Consider the following 13,763-nt stretch of genomic DNA (forward strand, 5'->3'; position numbering starts at 1 on the left):
CTCCGGAGGTGCCGTCGACTGCCCCTGCTGTTGCCCGGTCTGACGACCGGTCTGCTGCCCGGAGTGTTGTCCGGTGTGCTCCTCGGCTACCGGGTCGGTTGCCGGGTCACCAGAGGCAGCCTGCGACTCTTGGCCGCGTCCGTACTCGATCAGTCCGCACCCGCCTTGTATCCGACCCCGCGGACCGTGACCACGATCTCCGGGTGCTCAGGGTCCTTCTCGATCTTGGAGCGCAGCCGCTGGACGTGCACGTTCACCAGCCGGGTGTCGGCCGCGTGGCGGTAGCCCCAGACCTGCTCCAGCAGCACCTCGCGGGTGAACACCTGCCAGGGCTTCGACGCCAGGCAGACCAGCAGGTCGAACTCCAGCGGCGTCAGCTGGATCGTCTCGCCGGCCCGCTTCACCGAGTGGCCGGCCACGTCGATGGTGAGGTCGCCGATCGTCAGCGACTCCGGACCGGGCTCGTCCATCCGGCGCAGCCGGGCCCGGATCCGGGCCACCAGCTCCTTCGGCTTGAACGGCTTCACGACGTAGTCGTCGGCACCCGACTCCAGGCCGAGCACCACGTCGACGGTGTCGCTCTTGGCGGTCAGCATCACGATCGGCACACCGGACTCGGCCCGGATCGCCCGGCAGACGTCGATCCCGTCCATCCCGGGCAGCATCAGGTCGAGCAGCAGCAGATCGGGTTTGAACTCCCGGAAGGCCGGCACGGCCTTGTCACCGGTTGCGACCAGATAGGTGTCGTAGCCCTCGTTGCGCAGCACGATGCTGAGCATCTCCGACAACGCGGTGTCGTCGTCGACGATGAGGATGCGGCCCCGCATCGTCCGGTTACCGTCTGCCACGCCCTACTCCTTGCCGTCCGATCGGTGTGCGGCCGGCGGGTGCAGGCCGTACGCACTACGGATAGTGTCCCATTCCCCGGTAGTGCACACGCCGGATCGCCGTGTGACCCCGAGTTGGGCTGTGATCATCCGGGATCATGGTGCACTTCGAGGGTTCACCACAACTCACGTGCCTGACCGCACGGCGGTTCAGACTGTTCAGACCGGGCTTCGGGGAGGAGGGGGCGCGCAGTGGCCGACCAGAACATGCAGCTGCACGACGACGTGGCCACTGAGCCGCTGCGGCCGTGGCTGCCGGCGGATCTGCTCGACAACGCCGCCCGGACGATCTCCGACAACAAGACGATCATGCTGGGCCTACCGGTGCTGGCCGGAATCGCACTGGTCGCGGTGCAGGCCGTGCTGACCGAGGTCGCCGTACCGGGTGGCATTCCTGGGTTCTTCGGCGCGAACGACCCGTTCGAGCAGGCCGGTGCGGCGCTTCTGCTCACGTACGGCGTCCAGGTGGTGCTGTTCTCGGTCGTGTCGAGCATGCTGTCCGGGATCATCGCTCTGGCCGCGGTCCGGAGTCAGCTGGCGCATCGGGTCGGTCCGCGCGAGCTGATGCGGCTGGTACGACCTGCGCTGCCTGCACTGGCTGTTGTCGGTCTGTTGCAGTCGCTGTCGTTCATGCTGCTGATCGGCGGCTGGGGGCTCGCAGTACTCGGGATCGGCGCCGGTACGGACGCTGCCATCTCCTCCGACGCGGCCGGTGCGGTGGCCGTGGTGATGATGCTGGTCGGCGGCGTACTCGTGCTGATCTTCGGGATCAGGCTGGTGCTGGCCGGGACCGTCGTACTGATGGAGGGCCGGCACGCGCCGGACATCGGGCTCTACATACCGGTCCGGGTCGGGGTCTGGGGAGCGCTGCGGCGGTCCTGGCAGCTGGTGAAGGGCAAGTTCTGGCGGGTGTTCGGGATCCTGCTGTTCGGCGGGCTGGTCGTGCAGATCATCGGGTACGCGCTGCAGTTCGGGATCACCGCGCTGGTGCTCACGCTGGGCTCGTGGGCCGACAGCAACGGGGCCACGGTGGTGGCCGTCGTCGTCAGTGTCGCCGTGGGGATCTTCACGGTGATGACGCTGATCGCGAGCCTGGCTTTCATGTCCGCCGTACAGGCCCTGATCTACCTGGACCTCCGGGTACGGCGGGAGGGGCTCGACCTCTGGATGCGTCCGGCCCTGCGTTTCGAGGAGACTGCGTGATCCTCTTCCTGCAGGAGCCGCCCGTCGACATCGACCGGGAGAGGGCCGCGCGTGAGGCCGCCGAGGAGCTGTCCAAGTCGACGTACCGGGACTCGGGCGGTTCGCTGATCCAGAAGGCGATCGGCAAGGTGCTGGACTGGATCGGCGACCTCCTGAACAGCCTGACCGGCTCGTCTCCTAACGGCCACGCCGGTCTGGCCATGCTGATCGCTCTGCTCGTGCTGGTGGTGCTCGTGGTCCTCTGGCGAGCCGGAGTGCTGCGGACCAGTCGCAGGGTGAAGTCGCAGGCCGTTTTCGACACCGCCCGGCCGGCCAGCGCGGCGGAGTACCGTGCGTTGGCGGAGCGGGAGGCTGCGTCCGGCGACTACGCGCTGGCGATCCGCAGCCGGTTCCGGGCGTGCGTCGCGGAGCTGACCGAGCGGACCGTGCTGGACGAGCGGCCAGGGCGTACGGCGTACGAGGTGGTTGCCGATGCCTCGCGGATCGCGCCCGTACTGCGTGAACCGCTGCAGCCGGCCGCATTGGTGTTCACGGAGGTTGTCTACGGCAACCGTCCGGGGACGCCGGAGCGGTACGCCGCGGTAGTGGCTGCTGATGACGCTGCGCGGACTGCACGGGTGGCTGTATGAGTACGCCGCTCGGGCGGAGTGCTGGTGAGAGCTGGCGGGCACTGCGGACGCCTTTGCTCGTTACTGGGCTGATTGTGCTGGTTGCGATCGTCATCCTGATCGCTACCTCGGCGCGGACGTCAGGGCCGTTCAGCCCGGACTCCACGGATTCGGACGGGGCACGGGCGCTGGCTACGTTGCTGAAGAACCATGGAGTTTCTGTGCACAGCACGGAGACGCTGGACGACGCCGTACAGCCAGGTGAGGGTAAGGCTCTCATCATCGGCCCGGCCGGGTCACTCGGTCGCCCTGACTTGGAGCGGATCGCTCAGGCTCGCTGGAGCCACCTGGTGCTCATCCGGCCCGGCAGTCGAGCGCTGGAGATCCTGGCGCCTGGTGTGCAACAGACCGGCGATGTGTTCTCCTCACGGAGCCGGGAGGCCCAGTGCGACCTGCCGGCTGCGGTTCGAGCGGGCACAGTCACTGTCAGCGGGCCGACGTACAGCGCACCGTCTGCGGCTGTCGCCTGCTACGGCGATGGCATCAACAACACGGTGATCCGGCTGGAGGTCGGCGACCGGATCGTCGACGTCGTCGGTACGCCGGCGTCGTTCACCAACGCGCAGCTGGCTGACGACGGCAACGCGGCGCTGGCGCTCAACCTGATCGGTACGCATCAGGACCTGACCTGGTACCTGCCGCAGTTCGAGTCGACCGACACCGGCTCGGAGAGCGCCGGCACTGCGCCGCTGATTCCGCCGGATGTTCGCTACATCGGGTGGGCGCTGGCGTTCGCCGTGCTCGTTGTGGCGATCTGGCGTGGGCGGCGACTCGGTCCGGTCGTGGCTGAGCGGTTGCCGGTGATCGTGCATGCGGCCGAGACCACTGAGGGCCGGGCGAGGCTCTACCGACGTTCACGTGCCCGGGACCGCGCCGCGGCGGCGCTGCGCGAGTCAGCGCTCGGCCAGCTGCACAAGGCGCACGGCATCCCACGGCGGGCCGAGCCGTCGGCGGTGGTCGCGACTGTGGCTGCACGTACCGGCAGGGACCCGGTCATGCTGTACGAACTGCTCTACGGCATGCCGCCGCTGTCTGACGCCGCTCTGATGTCCTTGTCTTTCGAGCTCGACGTACTGACCCAGGAGGTACGACACCCGTGACGACTACCGAAGTCACCGCCGAACAGGCCCGGCAGGCGCTGGTTGCGCTGCGGACCGAGATCGGCAAGGCGGTGGTCGGCCAAGACACCGCGGTGACCGCGTTGGTGCTCGCCCTGCTCTGCCGCGGCCACGTGCTGCTGGAGGGCGTTCCTGGTACGGCGAAGACTCTGATGGTCCGGGCGCTGTCGACGGCGATGCGGCTGAACACCAAGCGGGTGCAGTTCACGCCGGACCTGATGCCTGGTGATGTCACCGGGTCACTGGTGTACGACGCGAAGACGTCGGAGTTCGAGTTCCGTCCTGGCCCTGTGTTCACGAACATCCTGCTGGCGGACGAGATCAACCGGACGCCGCCCAAGACGCAGGCGGCGTTGCTGGAGGCAATGGAAGAGCGGCAGGTGACCGTGGATGGTGAGCCGCGGAAGCTGCCCGTTCCGTTTGTCGTGGCGGCGACGCAGAACCCGATCGAGTACGAGGGCACCTATCCGTTGCCGGAGGCACAGCTGGACCGGTTCCTGTTGAAGGTGACGCTGGACATCCCGCCGCGTGACGCCGAGATCGCAGTACTCGCTCGGCATGCGCAGGGGTTCGATCCGCGCGATCTGGAGGCGGCTGGGCTGCGGCCTGTTGCTGGGCCGGAGGACTTGCTGGCCGGGCAGAACGCAGTACGGCGGGTGGCGGTGCGGGACGACGTACTGGCGTATGTCGTGGACCTGTGCCGGGCTACGCGGCAGTCTCCTTCGTTGCAGCTCGGGGTGTCGCCGCGTGGGGCTACGGCGTTGCTGGCGGTGTCGCGGGCGTGGGCGTGGCTGTCCGGGCGGGACTACGTGATTCCGGATGATGTGAAGGCGATGGCGCGTCCTTGCCTTCGGCATCGAGTCCAGGTGCGGCCGGAGGCGGAGCTCGAGGGTGTGAGTGCGGACGCGGTACTGGAGAGCGTGCTCGCTACGGTGCCGGTACCGCGCTGATGGTGCTCACCGGGCGGGCTGGGGTGCTGGCTGCGGCCGGCGTGGTCTTCGTTGCCCTGGTGATGCCGTCGTGGGCAGGGGTCGGCGTGGTCGTGGCTGTTGTGCTGGTGGTGTGCTTCGTGGATGTGCTGCTGGCTGGATCGCCACGGCGGCTGCAGTTCAGCCGGGACGGGGACAACGCCGTACGGCTTGGTGAGCGGGCTGTCGTGCAGATGGTCGTCGCCAACCCTGGCCGGCGGGTCCGCGGGCTCTTGCGTGATGCGTGGCCCCCGTCAGCTGGTGTACAAGACTCACCGCACAGACTGGAGATCCCCTCGGGCGAACGCCGCCGCGTGACGACGCACTTGATCCCAACCCGTCGCGGCGACAGGCACGCCTCTCGGGTCACAGTCCGCTCTGTCGGTCCGCTGGGCTTCGCTGGCCGCCAGAGCTCCCACCAGGTGCCGTGGACGGTGCGGGCTCTGCCGCCGTTCAAAAGCCGCAAGCACCTGCCGTCGCGGTTGGCGCGGTTGCGCGAGCTCGACGGGCGTACGGCGCTGCTGGTGCGCGGGCAAGGGACTGAGTTCGACTCGCTGCGGGACTACGTGCCGGGGGACGACGTACGCAGCATCGACTGGCGGGCGACGGCTCGGCGCGGGAACGTCGTACTGCGGACCTGGCGCCCGGAGCGGGATCGCCAGGTCGTCATCGTGATCGACTCCGGTCGGCTGTCCGCCGGCCGGGTCGGGGATGCGCCGCGGCTGGACCATGCGATGGACGCCGCGCTGTTGCTGGCTGCGTTGGCCACGCGGGCCGGGGACCGGGTTTCCTTGCTGGCTTGCGATTCGGCAGTACGTGCCGACGTACGACGCCCTGCGCCGCAGGATGTGCTGCCGTCGTTCGTGAACGCACTGGCGAACGTCGAGGCCGAGCTGGTCCAGACGGACTTCCGCATCGTCGTCTCCCAGGTCCTGGAGCGCCTTGGCCAACGCTCTCTGGTCGTGCTGCTGACCGGCCTGGATCCCGCCGTCATCGAGGAGTCCCTCCTCCCCGTCATCGGCCCCCTCCTCCGCCGCCACGTCGTCGTCTTGGCCTCCGTCGCCGACCCCCGCCTGACCGAACTCGAATCCACCAGATCTGACCTGCCTGAGGTATACGCCGCCGCCTCCGCCGCCCGCACCCGCCTAGACCGAGACCGCCTAACCGCCACCCTCACCCGAGCCGGCGTCACGGTAGTAGACGAAAACCCCGACCAAATAGCCCCCGCCCTAGCCGACACCTACCTATCCCTAAAGAAAGCCGGCCGCCTGTAGAAGCCCGCGACGCTGACGCATGTGGTCCACCCCGCGTGCTACGCGGCCGCTACCCTCGTCGCTCCGCTCCTCACCGCGCCCACTACGCCCGCACCCCACCCACCCCCGGCTACCGCCGGAGCATCCCATCCGGCTATCGCCGGGCTCTTCCGGCTATCGCCGGGTTTGCCGGCTGCCGCCGGGCGTTGCCGGGTTTGCCGGCTGCCGCCGGGCGTTGCCGGCTATCGCCGGGCTCTTCCGGCTACCGCCGGGATCTGTCGGCTGCCGCCGACGGTTGCGGGCTTATCGCCCGGTCGAGTGCGGACCGCCGTCGCCGAGGTGGACCGTGGCGGCGGGATGGTGCGTCGACTACCGGCGTCCGCCACCCCACCCCACGACGTTCTCAGCACACCGTCACCCTACCTCGCGGCCGCAGCGTCCCCACCGCGCTCACCGTCGGGCGAGCCACTCGGGGATCCAGTGGATGACGTTGCACCAGAAGTAGAAGGCCTGGGAGCCGCCGGGGAGTAGCGACTGTACGACGGTGACGCGGCAGCCGGCGCCGGTTGCGTCGAAGGCGATCCGGGTCTCGGTGTCGTCGACCGAGCTGCGGTACGCGAACCGGGCGCCGGGCTGCCAGTCGGTGATCTTGCCGATTTCGAGTACGTCGTCGGGCGGCGAATACACCTCGAGGATCCGCCCGCCGACGCCTGGCTCGATCTGCATCGCGGTGGCTCGCGCCGCGTCGAAGAAGTTGATGGGGCCGCGGACCCACCACAGGTCGATCTCCTCGGTGAAGACCTTGAATGCGGTCGCCGGATCCACCGCGACCTCAATGGATGCGGTGGCTGATGGTTCGGTCATGGCTGCGTCGGCCGGGCCTGGAGGAACGTCCAGCGGTGGCCCTCGACGTCCTCGGCTTCGTACGAGCGGAAGCCGTACTGATGGATCTCCTGCAAGATCTTCGCGCCGTTCTCCTGACTGTGTGCAAAGTGCGCGTCGAGATCGTCGACGTACACCCAGGCCGCGTGGTCCCCGGCCGGTGCGCCCGGCTCGGTGCGCTTGAGGAGGATGATCGACGAGGCACCGGCATGCAGCTCGATCCAGCTCGGCTGGCGGCCTTCCTCCGGGATGCGGTCCCACGTTTCTAGGCCGAACACCGAGTGCAGCCACCGAGCCGCGGCGGCCGGATCCTCGTAGTACAAGGCGATTGCGAGTCGTCCGACCTCACGCGGCGTCGACGGCGCCGAGTCGCGGCGGGTGACCCAGGCCGGGAACCAGTACAGGACGTTCTGCCACGCGTAGTCGGCCCTGGTGCCGCCCTCGACCAGCGCTTCGACCACGGTGACGCGAGTACCGCCGTCGATCGGATCGAACGTGATCGTCGTTTCGGTGTCGTCGACCGAACTGCGGTACTCGAGACGCTCGCCAGGCTCCCACGCGGTGATCACGCCACGTTCCAGCGCGTCATCGGCGTACACCTCGAGGATCCGACCACCGATGCCCGGCTCTATGCGTACCTCGATCGCGCGGGCCGAGTCCCAGAAGTTGATCGGTCCGCGTACCCACCACAGGTCGATCTCCTCGGTGAAGATCTTGAACGCGGTCGGAGGCGCGACGGGGACCTCGACGGCGACCTCGACGGACTGCTCGGTCATCAGGACTCCTTCTGCTCGACGTGGCGTTTGAACGCGCCCAACTGATCACGCCAGTGCGCCTGAACCTGATCCAGCCAGGCCTGTACGGCGACCACGGGCTCCGGATTGAGCCGGAAGACACGAACGCGGGCGTCGTCCGGCACCCGCTCATCGGCAACCAGCCCGGCCTCCAACAGGATCCGCAGATGCCGACTCATCGCCGGCGAAGACGCCCCCGTCGCCACCGCCAACTGCCCCGCCCGCCGCGGCCCCTCCCCCAACAACCGCACAACCTGCCGCCGCGTCGGATCCGCCAACACCTCAAAAAACCGATCCACCGCATCTTCCACCATGCCGCAATAGTTCTACCAACTGTTAACTATTGTCAACCACCAGAACCACTCAAGCTAGGTGGCATGCGACCTGGGGTTGGGTTGTGGTGGGGAGGATTGGGAGGGGCTTTGAGGTGCAGGCGGTGGTGTCTGGGGTGGTGGGGATGAGTTGGCAGCGGGGGTGGAAGCGGCAGCCGGTGGGGATTTGGGTGGGGTCGGGGGGTTCGCCGGTGAGGATGATGCGTTGGGGGGAATCGGGGAGGACGGAGAGCAGGGCTTGGGTGTAGGGGTGTTGGGGGTTGGTGAGGATGGCTTCGGTGGGGCCGGATTCGACGATGCGGCCCAGGTACATGACGGCTACTCGGTCGGCGATGTTCCAGGCCAGGCCCAGGTCGTGGGTGACGACGAGGGCGGACAGGCCCAGGTCGTCGCGGAGGCGGAGGATCAGGGAGAGGATCTCGCCGCGGACCGAGGCGTCCAGGGAGGCGACGGGTTCGTCGGCGATGAGGACCTTGGGGTCGAGGGCGAGTGCGCCGGCGATGACGACGCGTTGGCGTTGGCCGCCGGAGAGTTCGTGGGGGTAGCGATGGAAGAAGCGTTCGGGCGGGCGGAGTCCGGCGCGGGAAAGGGCTGAGGAGACGACGGATTCCTCGTCGGGAAGGTTGTGGATTCGGGGGCCTTCGGCAACCGCTTCGTAGACGGTCTGGCGCGGGTTGAGGGAGCCCATCGGGTCCTGGAGGACGAGTTGGACCTGACGGCGGAAGGCCTTCAGGGCGCGACCGGAGTAGTTCAGCGGCGTGCCGTCGTACACGATCTGGCCCGCGGTGGGGCGTTCCAGACCGAGCAGGGTGCGGGCGAGGGTGGTCTTGCCGCAGCCGGATTCGCCGACGAGGGCGACGATCTCGCCGGCGCCGATGGAGAGGTTGACGCCGTCGACGGCGCGGGCTCGTCGACCACCGCGGCCGGAGAATTCGACATGCAGATCAGTTGCCTCTAGCAAGAGTCACTCCCCTACCAGGATGCAGGCGGCGGTTCGATCGCCGACCGGACGCAGTTGTACGTCGGACGTCGCGCACGACTCGATCGCGACCGGGCAACGCGGATGGAACGAACAACCACCCGGGAGCTGCTGCGGATCCGGCGGATCACCGGGCAGACCGCGTGGCGCCAGCCGGGAAGCGGGATCGCCGACGGTCGGGAACGCCGCCGCGAGCGCCTGGCTGTACGGGTGGCGAAAGTCCCCCGACGACGGACCGAGCTCCACCAAGCGTCCGGCGTACATGACGGCGAGGCGGTCGCACACGTCGACCAGGACCGACAGGTCGTGCGAGATCATCAGCAGCGAGATCCGGTGCGAGGCGATCAGGTCGCGGATCAGCGTCAGTACCTGCGCCTGGACCATCAGGTCGAGCGCTGTCGTCGGTTCGTCGGCGATGATCAGTTGTGGTGAGCAAGCAAGCGCCATCGCGATCATCACTCGTTGCCGTTGGCCACCGCTCAGCTCATGCGGATAGCTCCGGGCTCGCCAGGCCGGCAGTCCAACCTGTTCGAGCAGCTCCCGCACCCGCGCGTCAGCAGCAGATCCCGAGGCCTGTCGATGTACGACGAGAGGCTCCGCGATCTGCTCCCCGATCCGCTGCACAGGGTTCAACCCGTGCTGCGCGCCCTGGAAGACGATCGATGCCGACGACCAGCGTACGGCGCGCAACCGGCCCCACTTCATCGTCAGCACGTCCTCGCCGTCGAGCAGGACCCGTCCACCCACGACAGCCGACCAGGGCAGCAGCCGCAACAAAGCAAGCGCGACCGAGGACTTGCCCGAGCCCGATTCGCCGGCCAGGCCAACCGCTTCCCCGGCCGCCAACGACAAGGACACGCCGCGGACGGCGGGGATATCGCCACCAGCCTTGTAGGTCACGGACAAGTTGTCGAGTTCAAGCATCAGGCGCCCCCGGTCCGCAGACGAGGATTCAAGACCGACTCCAAAGCCCTTCCACACAAGGTGAAAGCCATCACCACGATCACGATGCAGAGACCCGGCAACAAGATGTACCACCAGGCGCCGACCGTCGCCGCACCCCAGTCATAAGCCCCGCGCAGCATCGTCCCCCACGACGTCTTGTTCGCACTCACGCCGAGGAACGCCAGCGTCGACTCCGTGACGATCGCGCTCGCCACCTCCAACGTCGTACTTGCCAACAGCAACGGTGCGACGTTCGGCAGCACATGCCGGGTGGTGATGTGCCAATGCCCGCCGCCGAGCGCCAGCGATCTCTCGATGTACGGGCGTGCCTCGACGGCCAGCGTCTGCGCGCGGATCAACCGCGCCGTCGACGGCCACGACGTCACCCCGATCGCCACGATGATCGTCGCCGTCGAACCACCCAGGATCGCCGCCAGCACCAACGCGGTCACCAGCGACGGCAGCACCAGGAACCAGTCGGTCACCCGCAGGATCACCGCACCGACCCATCCCCGGAAGTGCCCGGCCGCGATCCCGAGCACCGTCCCGATCACCATGCTCAGCAGCGCCGCGAGAAATCCGATGAGCAGCGAGGTCCGCGAACCCCACCAGATCATCAGCAGCACCGACCGCCCCGACTCGTCCGTACCGAGCGGGTCGTCGAGACTCGGCGGCGCCAGCTTCGCGCCGGTCCCGGACACCACATTCGTCACGCCGGCATCGATGAACAGCGGTGCGATCAGCGCCAGTACGACGGCAACCGCGAGAATCACCAAGCCGGCAACGCCGGCCCGGTGCGTCCGGAAATCCGCCCAGAACCGCCCGGCGGCACGACGACGGCGTACCCAGGTCACGTTGCTCATGCCGACCTCACCCGCGGATCCAAGAGGTGGTAGATGACGTCCGCCAACGTGTTCATCAGGATCACCGACACCGTGATCAGCAGGAACGTCCCCTGCATCAACGTGAAGTCCGGCACCCGGATCGCCTCGTAGAACAGTTGCCCGAGCCCCGGCCAACTGAAGATCGCCTCGACCGTCACGGCACCCCCGACCACGAACCCGATCCGCATGAACACCAGCGTCACCGTCGGCAGCAACGCGTTCGGTACGGCGTGCTTTCGCCGTACGTCGTCATCGCGCAAACCCTTCGCCCGCGCCGTCGTGATGTAGTCCTGCCCGACCTCGTCGAGCACAGAGGACCGCATCACCAGCAGGTACTGCGCGTAGACGACCGCGACGAGCGTCAGACACGGCAGCACCATGTGTACGCCGACATCCAGCACGCCCGCGAACCCGTCCGGCTTGTCGACACTCGAACTGCCGCGCGTCGGGAAGATCCCCGGGATCGGCCCGATCCCGGCCGCGAACACCATCAGCAGTAACAGCCCGAGCCAGAACGTCGGTACCGACCACAGCACCAGCGAGATCGCGGTCGACACCTTGTCGAACCGGCTGCCAGGCTTCCACCCGGCGCGCGCACCCTGCCAGAGGCCGAGACTGACCGCGATCACCAACGCCGTACCGGTGAGCAACAGCGTCGACCCGATCCGCTCGCCGATCAGGTCGACGACCGGTCGCTTGTACTCGTACGAGACCCCGAGGTCGAACTGCAGCGTCTGCTTCACGAAGTGCAAGAACTGTTCAGGGATCGGCTTGTCGAGCCCGAGCCGGGCCCGCTCCAGGTCGAGCTGTTCCGGCGTCATGTTCCGCCCCTGCGCCAGCGCCCGGACCGGATCGCCGGGCAGCAGGCGGAACAGGAAGAACGTCGCGACGATCACCATCGCGATACTGAGCAGGGCTCCGCCCGCCTTGGTCGCCGCGTAGCGCAGCAGACCGTGGCGAGCAGGGGTCTGCTCAGGAGCTTCGACCGTGACCGTCATTCGCGCTCATCGGCCGCGCCCTGGCGACGCCGCAGTACGAAGAACCCACCGATCAGTACGACGACCACGGCCGCCGCGATGCCCGCGATCACGCCGCCGCTCATCCCACCGCTTTCGGCCGTGGCCCCGTCCTTCGACACCGCCTCGAGCGTGTAGAACGGCCAGTACCCGGACCCGCCGTACAGCAGGCCCTTGTCCTCCGGGATCGGCGTGATGCTGGCGATCCGGTCCTTGCGGTAGCCCTCGAGATCGTTCGGGTAGTACAACGCGATCACCGGGGCGTCGGTGTAGAGCCGTTCCTCCATCTTCTTCACGATGTCGGCGCGCTTGGTGCGGTCGAGTTCTTTCTGCTGCTGCAGATACAGGCTTTCGTACTGCGGGTCGCAGTAGAACGACTCGGTCCCACCGCCCTGCCCGGACGCGGTCGGACGCCGGCTGCAGAGGTGCGTGCCGAGCACCTCCTCCGGGTCCGGGTTCACCGACCAGCCGCTGATCGCGATGTCGAACAGCGCCGTCGTACCGGTCTCCTCGGTGAACTTGCTCGAGTCGAGCCGCTTGGTCGTCAGCGTGATGCCGATCTCCTTGAACCAGCCGGTCAGGTACTCCGCGAGCTTGTCCTCGATCGGTGTATCGGTGTGGATGCTGAACCGGAACTGCAGCTTCCGCGACCCGTCCGGCATCGTCCGTACGCCGTCAGGTCCCTTCTTGTACCCGGCGTCGTCGAGGATCTTGTTGGCCTTCGCGAGGTCGAACGTCACCTTCTCGGCGCCGCTCGCCTCCCAGAAGAAGTCCTTGTACAGCGGCGGAATGATCGACCCGTCGGCCGGTTTCGCGAGACCGCCCTGGACCTCGTCGACCAGCTTCTGCTTGTCGATCGCGTAGTGCAGCGCGGTCCGTACCTTCGGATCCTTCAGGGCCGGGTGCCGTCGCCGATCGGCTTGTTGTCGCTGGTCGTCGCGCCGTGGTTGATCTGCAGGTACGCCGCCCGCCGGCCCTGCGTGTTCCACTGGACGATGTTGTCATCGCCCTTCAGCGACTCGAAGTCCGGCGGGTTCAGCCGCCCGATCAGGTCGATGTCACCCTTCTTCAGCCCGACGATCGAGGCGGCCGGGTTGTCGTAGAAGATCACCTGCAGTTCGTCGACCTTCGGCCGCCCACGCCAGTACTGCGGGTTCGCCTCGAGCCGCACGAACTGGTCCTTCTTGTGCTCGACCGCGACGTACGGTCCGCTGCCGACGGTCGGGTACACCTCAGCGTCGTACTCCGAGATGTCCTTGACCTTCTCCCAGACGTGCTTCGGCATGATCGGGACGGGGTTGTCGAGCATCGACGCCTGCGGGGTCTTGAGCTTGATGGTCAGCTCCTGCCCGTTCGCGGTGACGCTCTGGAAGTTCGCGACGGCCGGACCGTTGCCGGTCTTGGCGCCGTCGTCGGTGATCATCTTGTTGAACGTCCAGGCCGCATCGTCCGCCGTGATCGGCTGCCCGTCCGACCACTTCGCCTGCCGGATCTTGAACGTCCACGTCAGCCCGTCCGGCGACGTCGTCCAGGACTCGGCGAGATCCGGACTGGGTTGCAGAGTCTTCGAGTCCGGCACCGTCAGAAAGCCGTAGATCATCCGCTGGATCGACCCGGTCACCAGCCGCACAGCCAAGAACGGATTCATCGAGTCGACCGACTGGGTCACGCCGATCTTGATCACCTTCTTGGCCGGATCCTTCACCGGATCAGCCGCGTACGCCGCACCCGGAACCACCGCCAAACACAACGCCCCCAGCACCGCCAACAACTTCCTCATGGCCGCCAACCTTCCCCAGCTGGTGTTGGTGTTTGGGGAAGAACCCACACCAGC

Annotated in this window: 15 protein-coding genes; 5 read left to right on the forward strand and 10 right to left on the reverse strand. The window is 67.6% G+C overall.

Annotation, left to right across the window (positions count from 1 at the left end; genetic code table 11):
- Positions 1-149: 149 nt before the first annotated feature.
- Positions 150-827 (reverse strand): MtrAB system response regulator MtrA, encoded by a 678-nt coding sequence (gene mtrA / locus ACFWUU_RS08275; protein WP_130445425.1) that lies wholly within the window; start codon positions 825-827, stop codon positions 150-152.
- Positions 828-1,079: 252 nt separating this feature from the next.
- Here mtrA and ACFWUU_RS08280 point away from each other — a divergent pair, with 252 nt between their 5' ends.
- The 5 genes from ACFWUU_RS08280 to ACFWUU_RS08300 are packed head-to-tail and all read left to right on the forward strand — an operon-like array spanning position 1,080 to position 6,118.
- Complete coding sequence (locus ACFWUU_RS08280; RefSeq protein WP_380173786.1) at positions 1,080-2,090, forward strand: hypothetical protein; 1,011 nt, start codon at positions 1,080-1,082, stop codon at positions 2,088-2,090.
- The gene (locus tag ACFWUU_RS08285; protein WP_380173788.1) at positions 2,087-2,719 is read left to right on the forward strand and encodes a DUF4129 domain-containing protein; all 633 of its coding nucleotides are present in this window, start codon (positions 2,087-2,089) and stop codon (positions 2,717-2,719) included. Before ACFWUU_RS08280 ends, ACFWUU_RS08285 begins: the two co-directional genes overlap by 4 nt.
- Complete coding sequence (locus ACFWUU_RS08290; protein ID WP_380173790.1) at positions 2,716-3,858, forward strand: DUF4350 domain-containing protein; 1,143 nt, start codon at positions 2,716-2,718, stop codon at positions 3,856-3,858. The genes ACFWUU_RS08285 and ACFWUU_RS08290 overlap by 4 nt, the downstream gene beginning before the upstream one ends.
- On the forward strand, positions 3,855-4,826 hold the full coding sequence (locus ACFWUU_RS08295) for an AAA family ATPase (protein WP_380173792.1): 972 nt from the start codon (positions 3,855-3,857) through the stop codon (positions 4,824-4,826). Before ACFWUU_RS08290 ends, ACFWUU_RS08295 begins: the two co-directional genes overlap by 4 nt.
- Positions 4,826-6,118: a DUF58 domain-containing protein gene (locus ACFWUU_RS08300; protein ID WP_380173794.1), complete on the forward strand. Its 1,293-nt coding sequence runs from the start codon at positions 4,826-4,828 to the stop codon at positions 6,116-6,118. Before ACFWUU_RS08295 ends, ACFWUU_RS08300 begins: the two co-directional genes overlap by 1 nt.
- A gap of 429 nt (positions 6,119-6,547) precedes the next feature.
- On the opposite strand, the gene ACFWUU_RS08305 is transcribed toward ACFWUU_RS08300, so the two are convergent.
- Genes ACFWUU_RS08305 through ACFWUU_RS08345 form a run of 9 tightly spaced genes read right to left on the reverse strand, consistent with a single transcriptional unit; the run spans position 6,548 to position 13,709 of the window.
- Entirely contained in the window at positions 6,548-6,961 is a 414-nt protein-coding gene (locus ACFWUU_RS08305; protein ID WP_380173796.1) for a hypothetical protein, read from the reverse strand.
- Positions 6,958-7,755 (reverse strand): VOC family protein, encoded by a 798-nt coding sequence (locus tag ACFWUU_RS08310; protein ID WP_380173798.1) that lies wholly within the window; start codon positions 7,753-7,755, stop codon positions 6,958-6,960. The genes ACFWUU_RS08305 and ACFWUU_RS08310 overlap by 4 nt, the downstream gene beginning before the upstream one ends.
- Positions 7,755-8,087 (reverse strand): helix-turn-helix transcriptional regulator, encoded by a 333-nt coding sequence (locus ACFWUU_RS08315; protein WP_137252993.1) that lies wholly within the window; start codon positions 8,085-8,087, stop codon positions 7,755-7,757. Before ACFWUU_RS08315 ends, ACFWUU_RS08310 begins: the two co-directional genes overlap by 1 nt.
- Before the next feature lie 49 nt (positions 8,088-8,136).
- Positions 8,137-9,066, reverse strand: a complete 930-nt coding sequence (locus ACFWUU_RS08320) for an ABC transporter ATP-binding protein (RefSeq protein WP_380173800.1) — start codon at positions 9,064-9,066, stop codon at positions 8,137-8,139.
- A gap of 3 nt (positions 9,067-9,069) precedes the next feature.
- A complete protein-coding gene (locus ACFWUU_RS08325; RefSeq protein WP_380173802.1) occupies positions 9,070-10,008 on the reverse strand; it encodes an ABC transporter ATP-binding protein in 939 nt (312 codons plus the stop codon).
- Positions 10,008-10,892: an ABC transporter permease gene (locus ACFWUU_RS08330; RefSeq protein WP_380173804.1), complete on the reverse strand. Its 885-nt coding sequence runs from the start codon at positions 10,890-10,892 to the stop codon at positions 10,008-10,010. The genes ACFWUU_RS08325 and ACFWUU_RS08330 overlap by 1 nt, the downstream gene beginning before the upstream one ends.
- Positions 10,889-11,911: an ABC transporter permease gene (locus tag ACFWUU_RS08335; protein WP_380173806.1), complete on the reverse strand. Its 1,023-nt coding sequence runs from the start codon at positions 11,909-11,911 to the stop codon at positions 10,889-10,891. Before ACFWUU_RS08335 ends, ACFWUU_RS08330 begins: the two co-directional genes overlap by 4 nt.
- The gene (locus tag ACFWUU_RS08340) at positions 11,908-12,918 is read right to left on the reverse strand and encodes an ABC transporter substrate-binding protein (RefSeq protein WP_380173808.1); all 1,011 of its coding nucleotides are present in this window, start codon (positions 12,916-12,918) and stop codon (positions 11,908-11,910) included. The genes ACFWUU_RS08335 and ACFWUU_RS08340 overlap by 4 nt, the downstream gene beginning before the upstream one ends.
- Positions 12,822-13,709 carry an ABC transporter substrate-binding protein gene (locus tag ACFWUU_RS08345; RefSeq protein WP_380173810.1) on the reverse strand — a complete coding sequence of 296 codons (888 nt, stop codon included), beginning with the start codon at positions 13,707-13,709 and terminating at the stop codon, positions 12,822-12,824. Before ACFWUU_RS08345 ends, ACFWUU_RS08340 begins: the two co-directional genes overlap by 97 nt.
- Positions 13,710-13,763: the final 54 nt, after the last annotated feature.

This window comes from Kribbella sp. NPDC058693 (assembly GCF_042715335.1).
In the GTDB taxonomy this organism is placed as follows: Bacteria; Actinomycetota; Actinomycetes; order Propionibacteriales; family Kribbellaceae; genus Kribbella; species Kribbella jiaozuonensis.

Bases quoted from the DNA above. Each gene is read 5' to 3' on its own strand.
- ACFWUU_RS08290 (WP_380173790.1), top strand. From the start codon at position 2,716: ATGAGTACGCCGCTCGGGCGGAGTGCTGGTGAGAGCTGGCGGGCACTG.
- ACFWUU_RS08305 (WP_380173796.1), bottom strand. From the start codon at position 6,961: ATGACCGAACCATCAGCCACCGCATCCATTGAGGTCGCGGTGGATCCG.
- ACFWUU_RS08345 (WP_380173810.1), bottom strand. From the start codon at position 13,709: ATGAGGAAGTTGTTGGCGGTGCTGGGGGCGTTGTGTTTGGCGGTGGTT.
- ACFWUU_RS08330 (WP_380173804.1), bottom strand. From the start codon at position 10,892: ATGAGCAACGTGACCTGGGTACGCCGTCGTCGTGCCGCCGGGCGGTTC.
- ACFWUU_RS08335 (WP_380173806.1), bottom strand. From the start codon at position 11,911: ATGACGGTCACGGTCGAAGCTCCTGAGCAGACCCCTGCTCGCCACGGT.
- mtrA (WP_130445425.1), bottom strand. From the start codon at position 827: ATGCGGGGCCGCATCCTCATCGTCGACGACGACACCGCGTTGTCGGAG.
- ACFWUU_RS08325 (WP_380173802.1), bottom strand. From the start codon at position 10,008: ATGCTTGAACTCGACAACTTGTCCGTGACCTACAAGGCTGGTGGCGAT.
- ACFWUU_RS08310 (WP_380173798.1), bottom strand. From the start codon at position 7,755: ATGACCGAGCAGTCCGTCGAGGTCGCCGTCGAGGTCCCCGTCGCGCCT.
- ACFWUU_RS08300 (WP_380173794.1), top strand. From the start codon at position 4,826: ATGGTGCTCACCGGGCGGGCTGGGGTGCTGGCTGCGGCCGGCGTGGTC.
- ACFWUU_RS08315 (WP_137252993.1), bottom strand. From the start codon at position 8,087: ATGGTGGAAGATGCGGTGGATCGGTTTTTTGAGGTGTTGGCGGATCCG.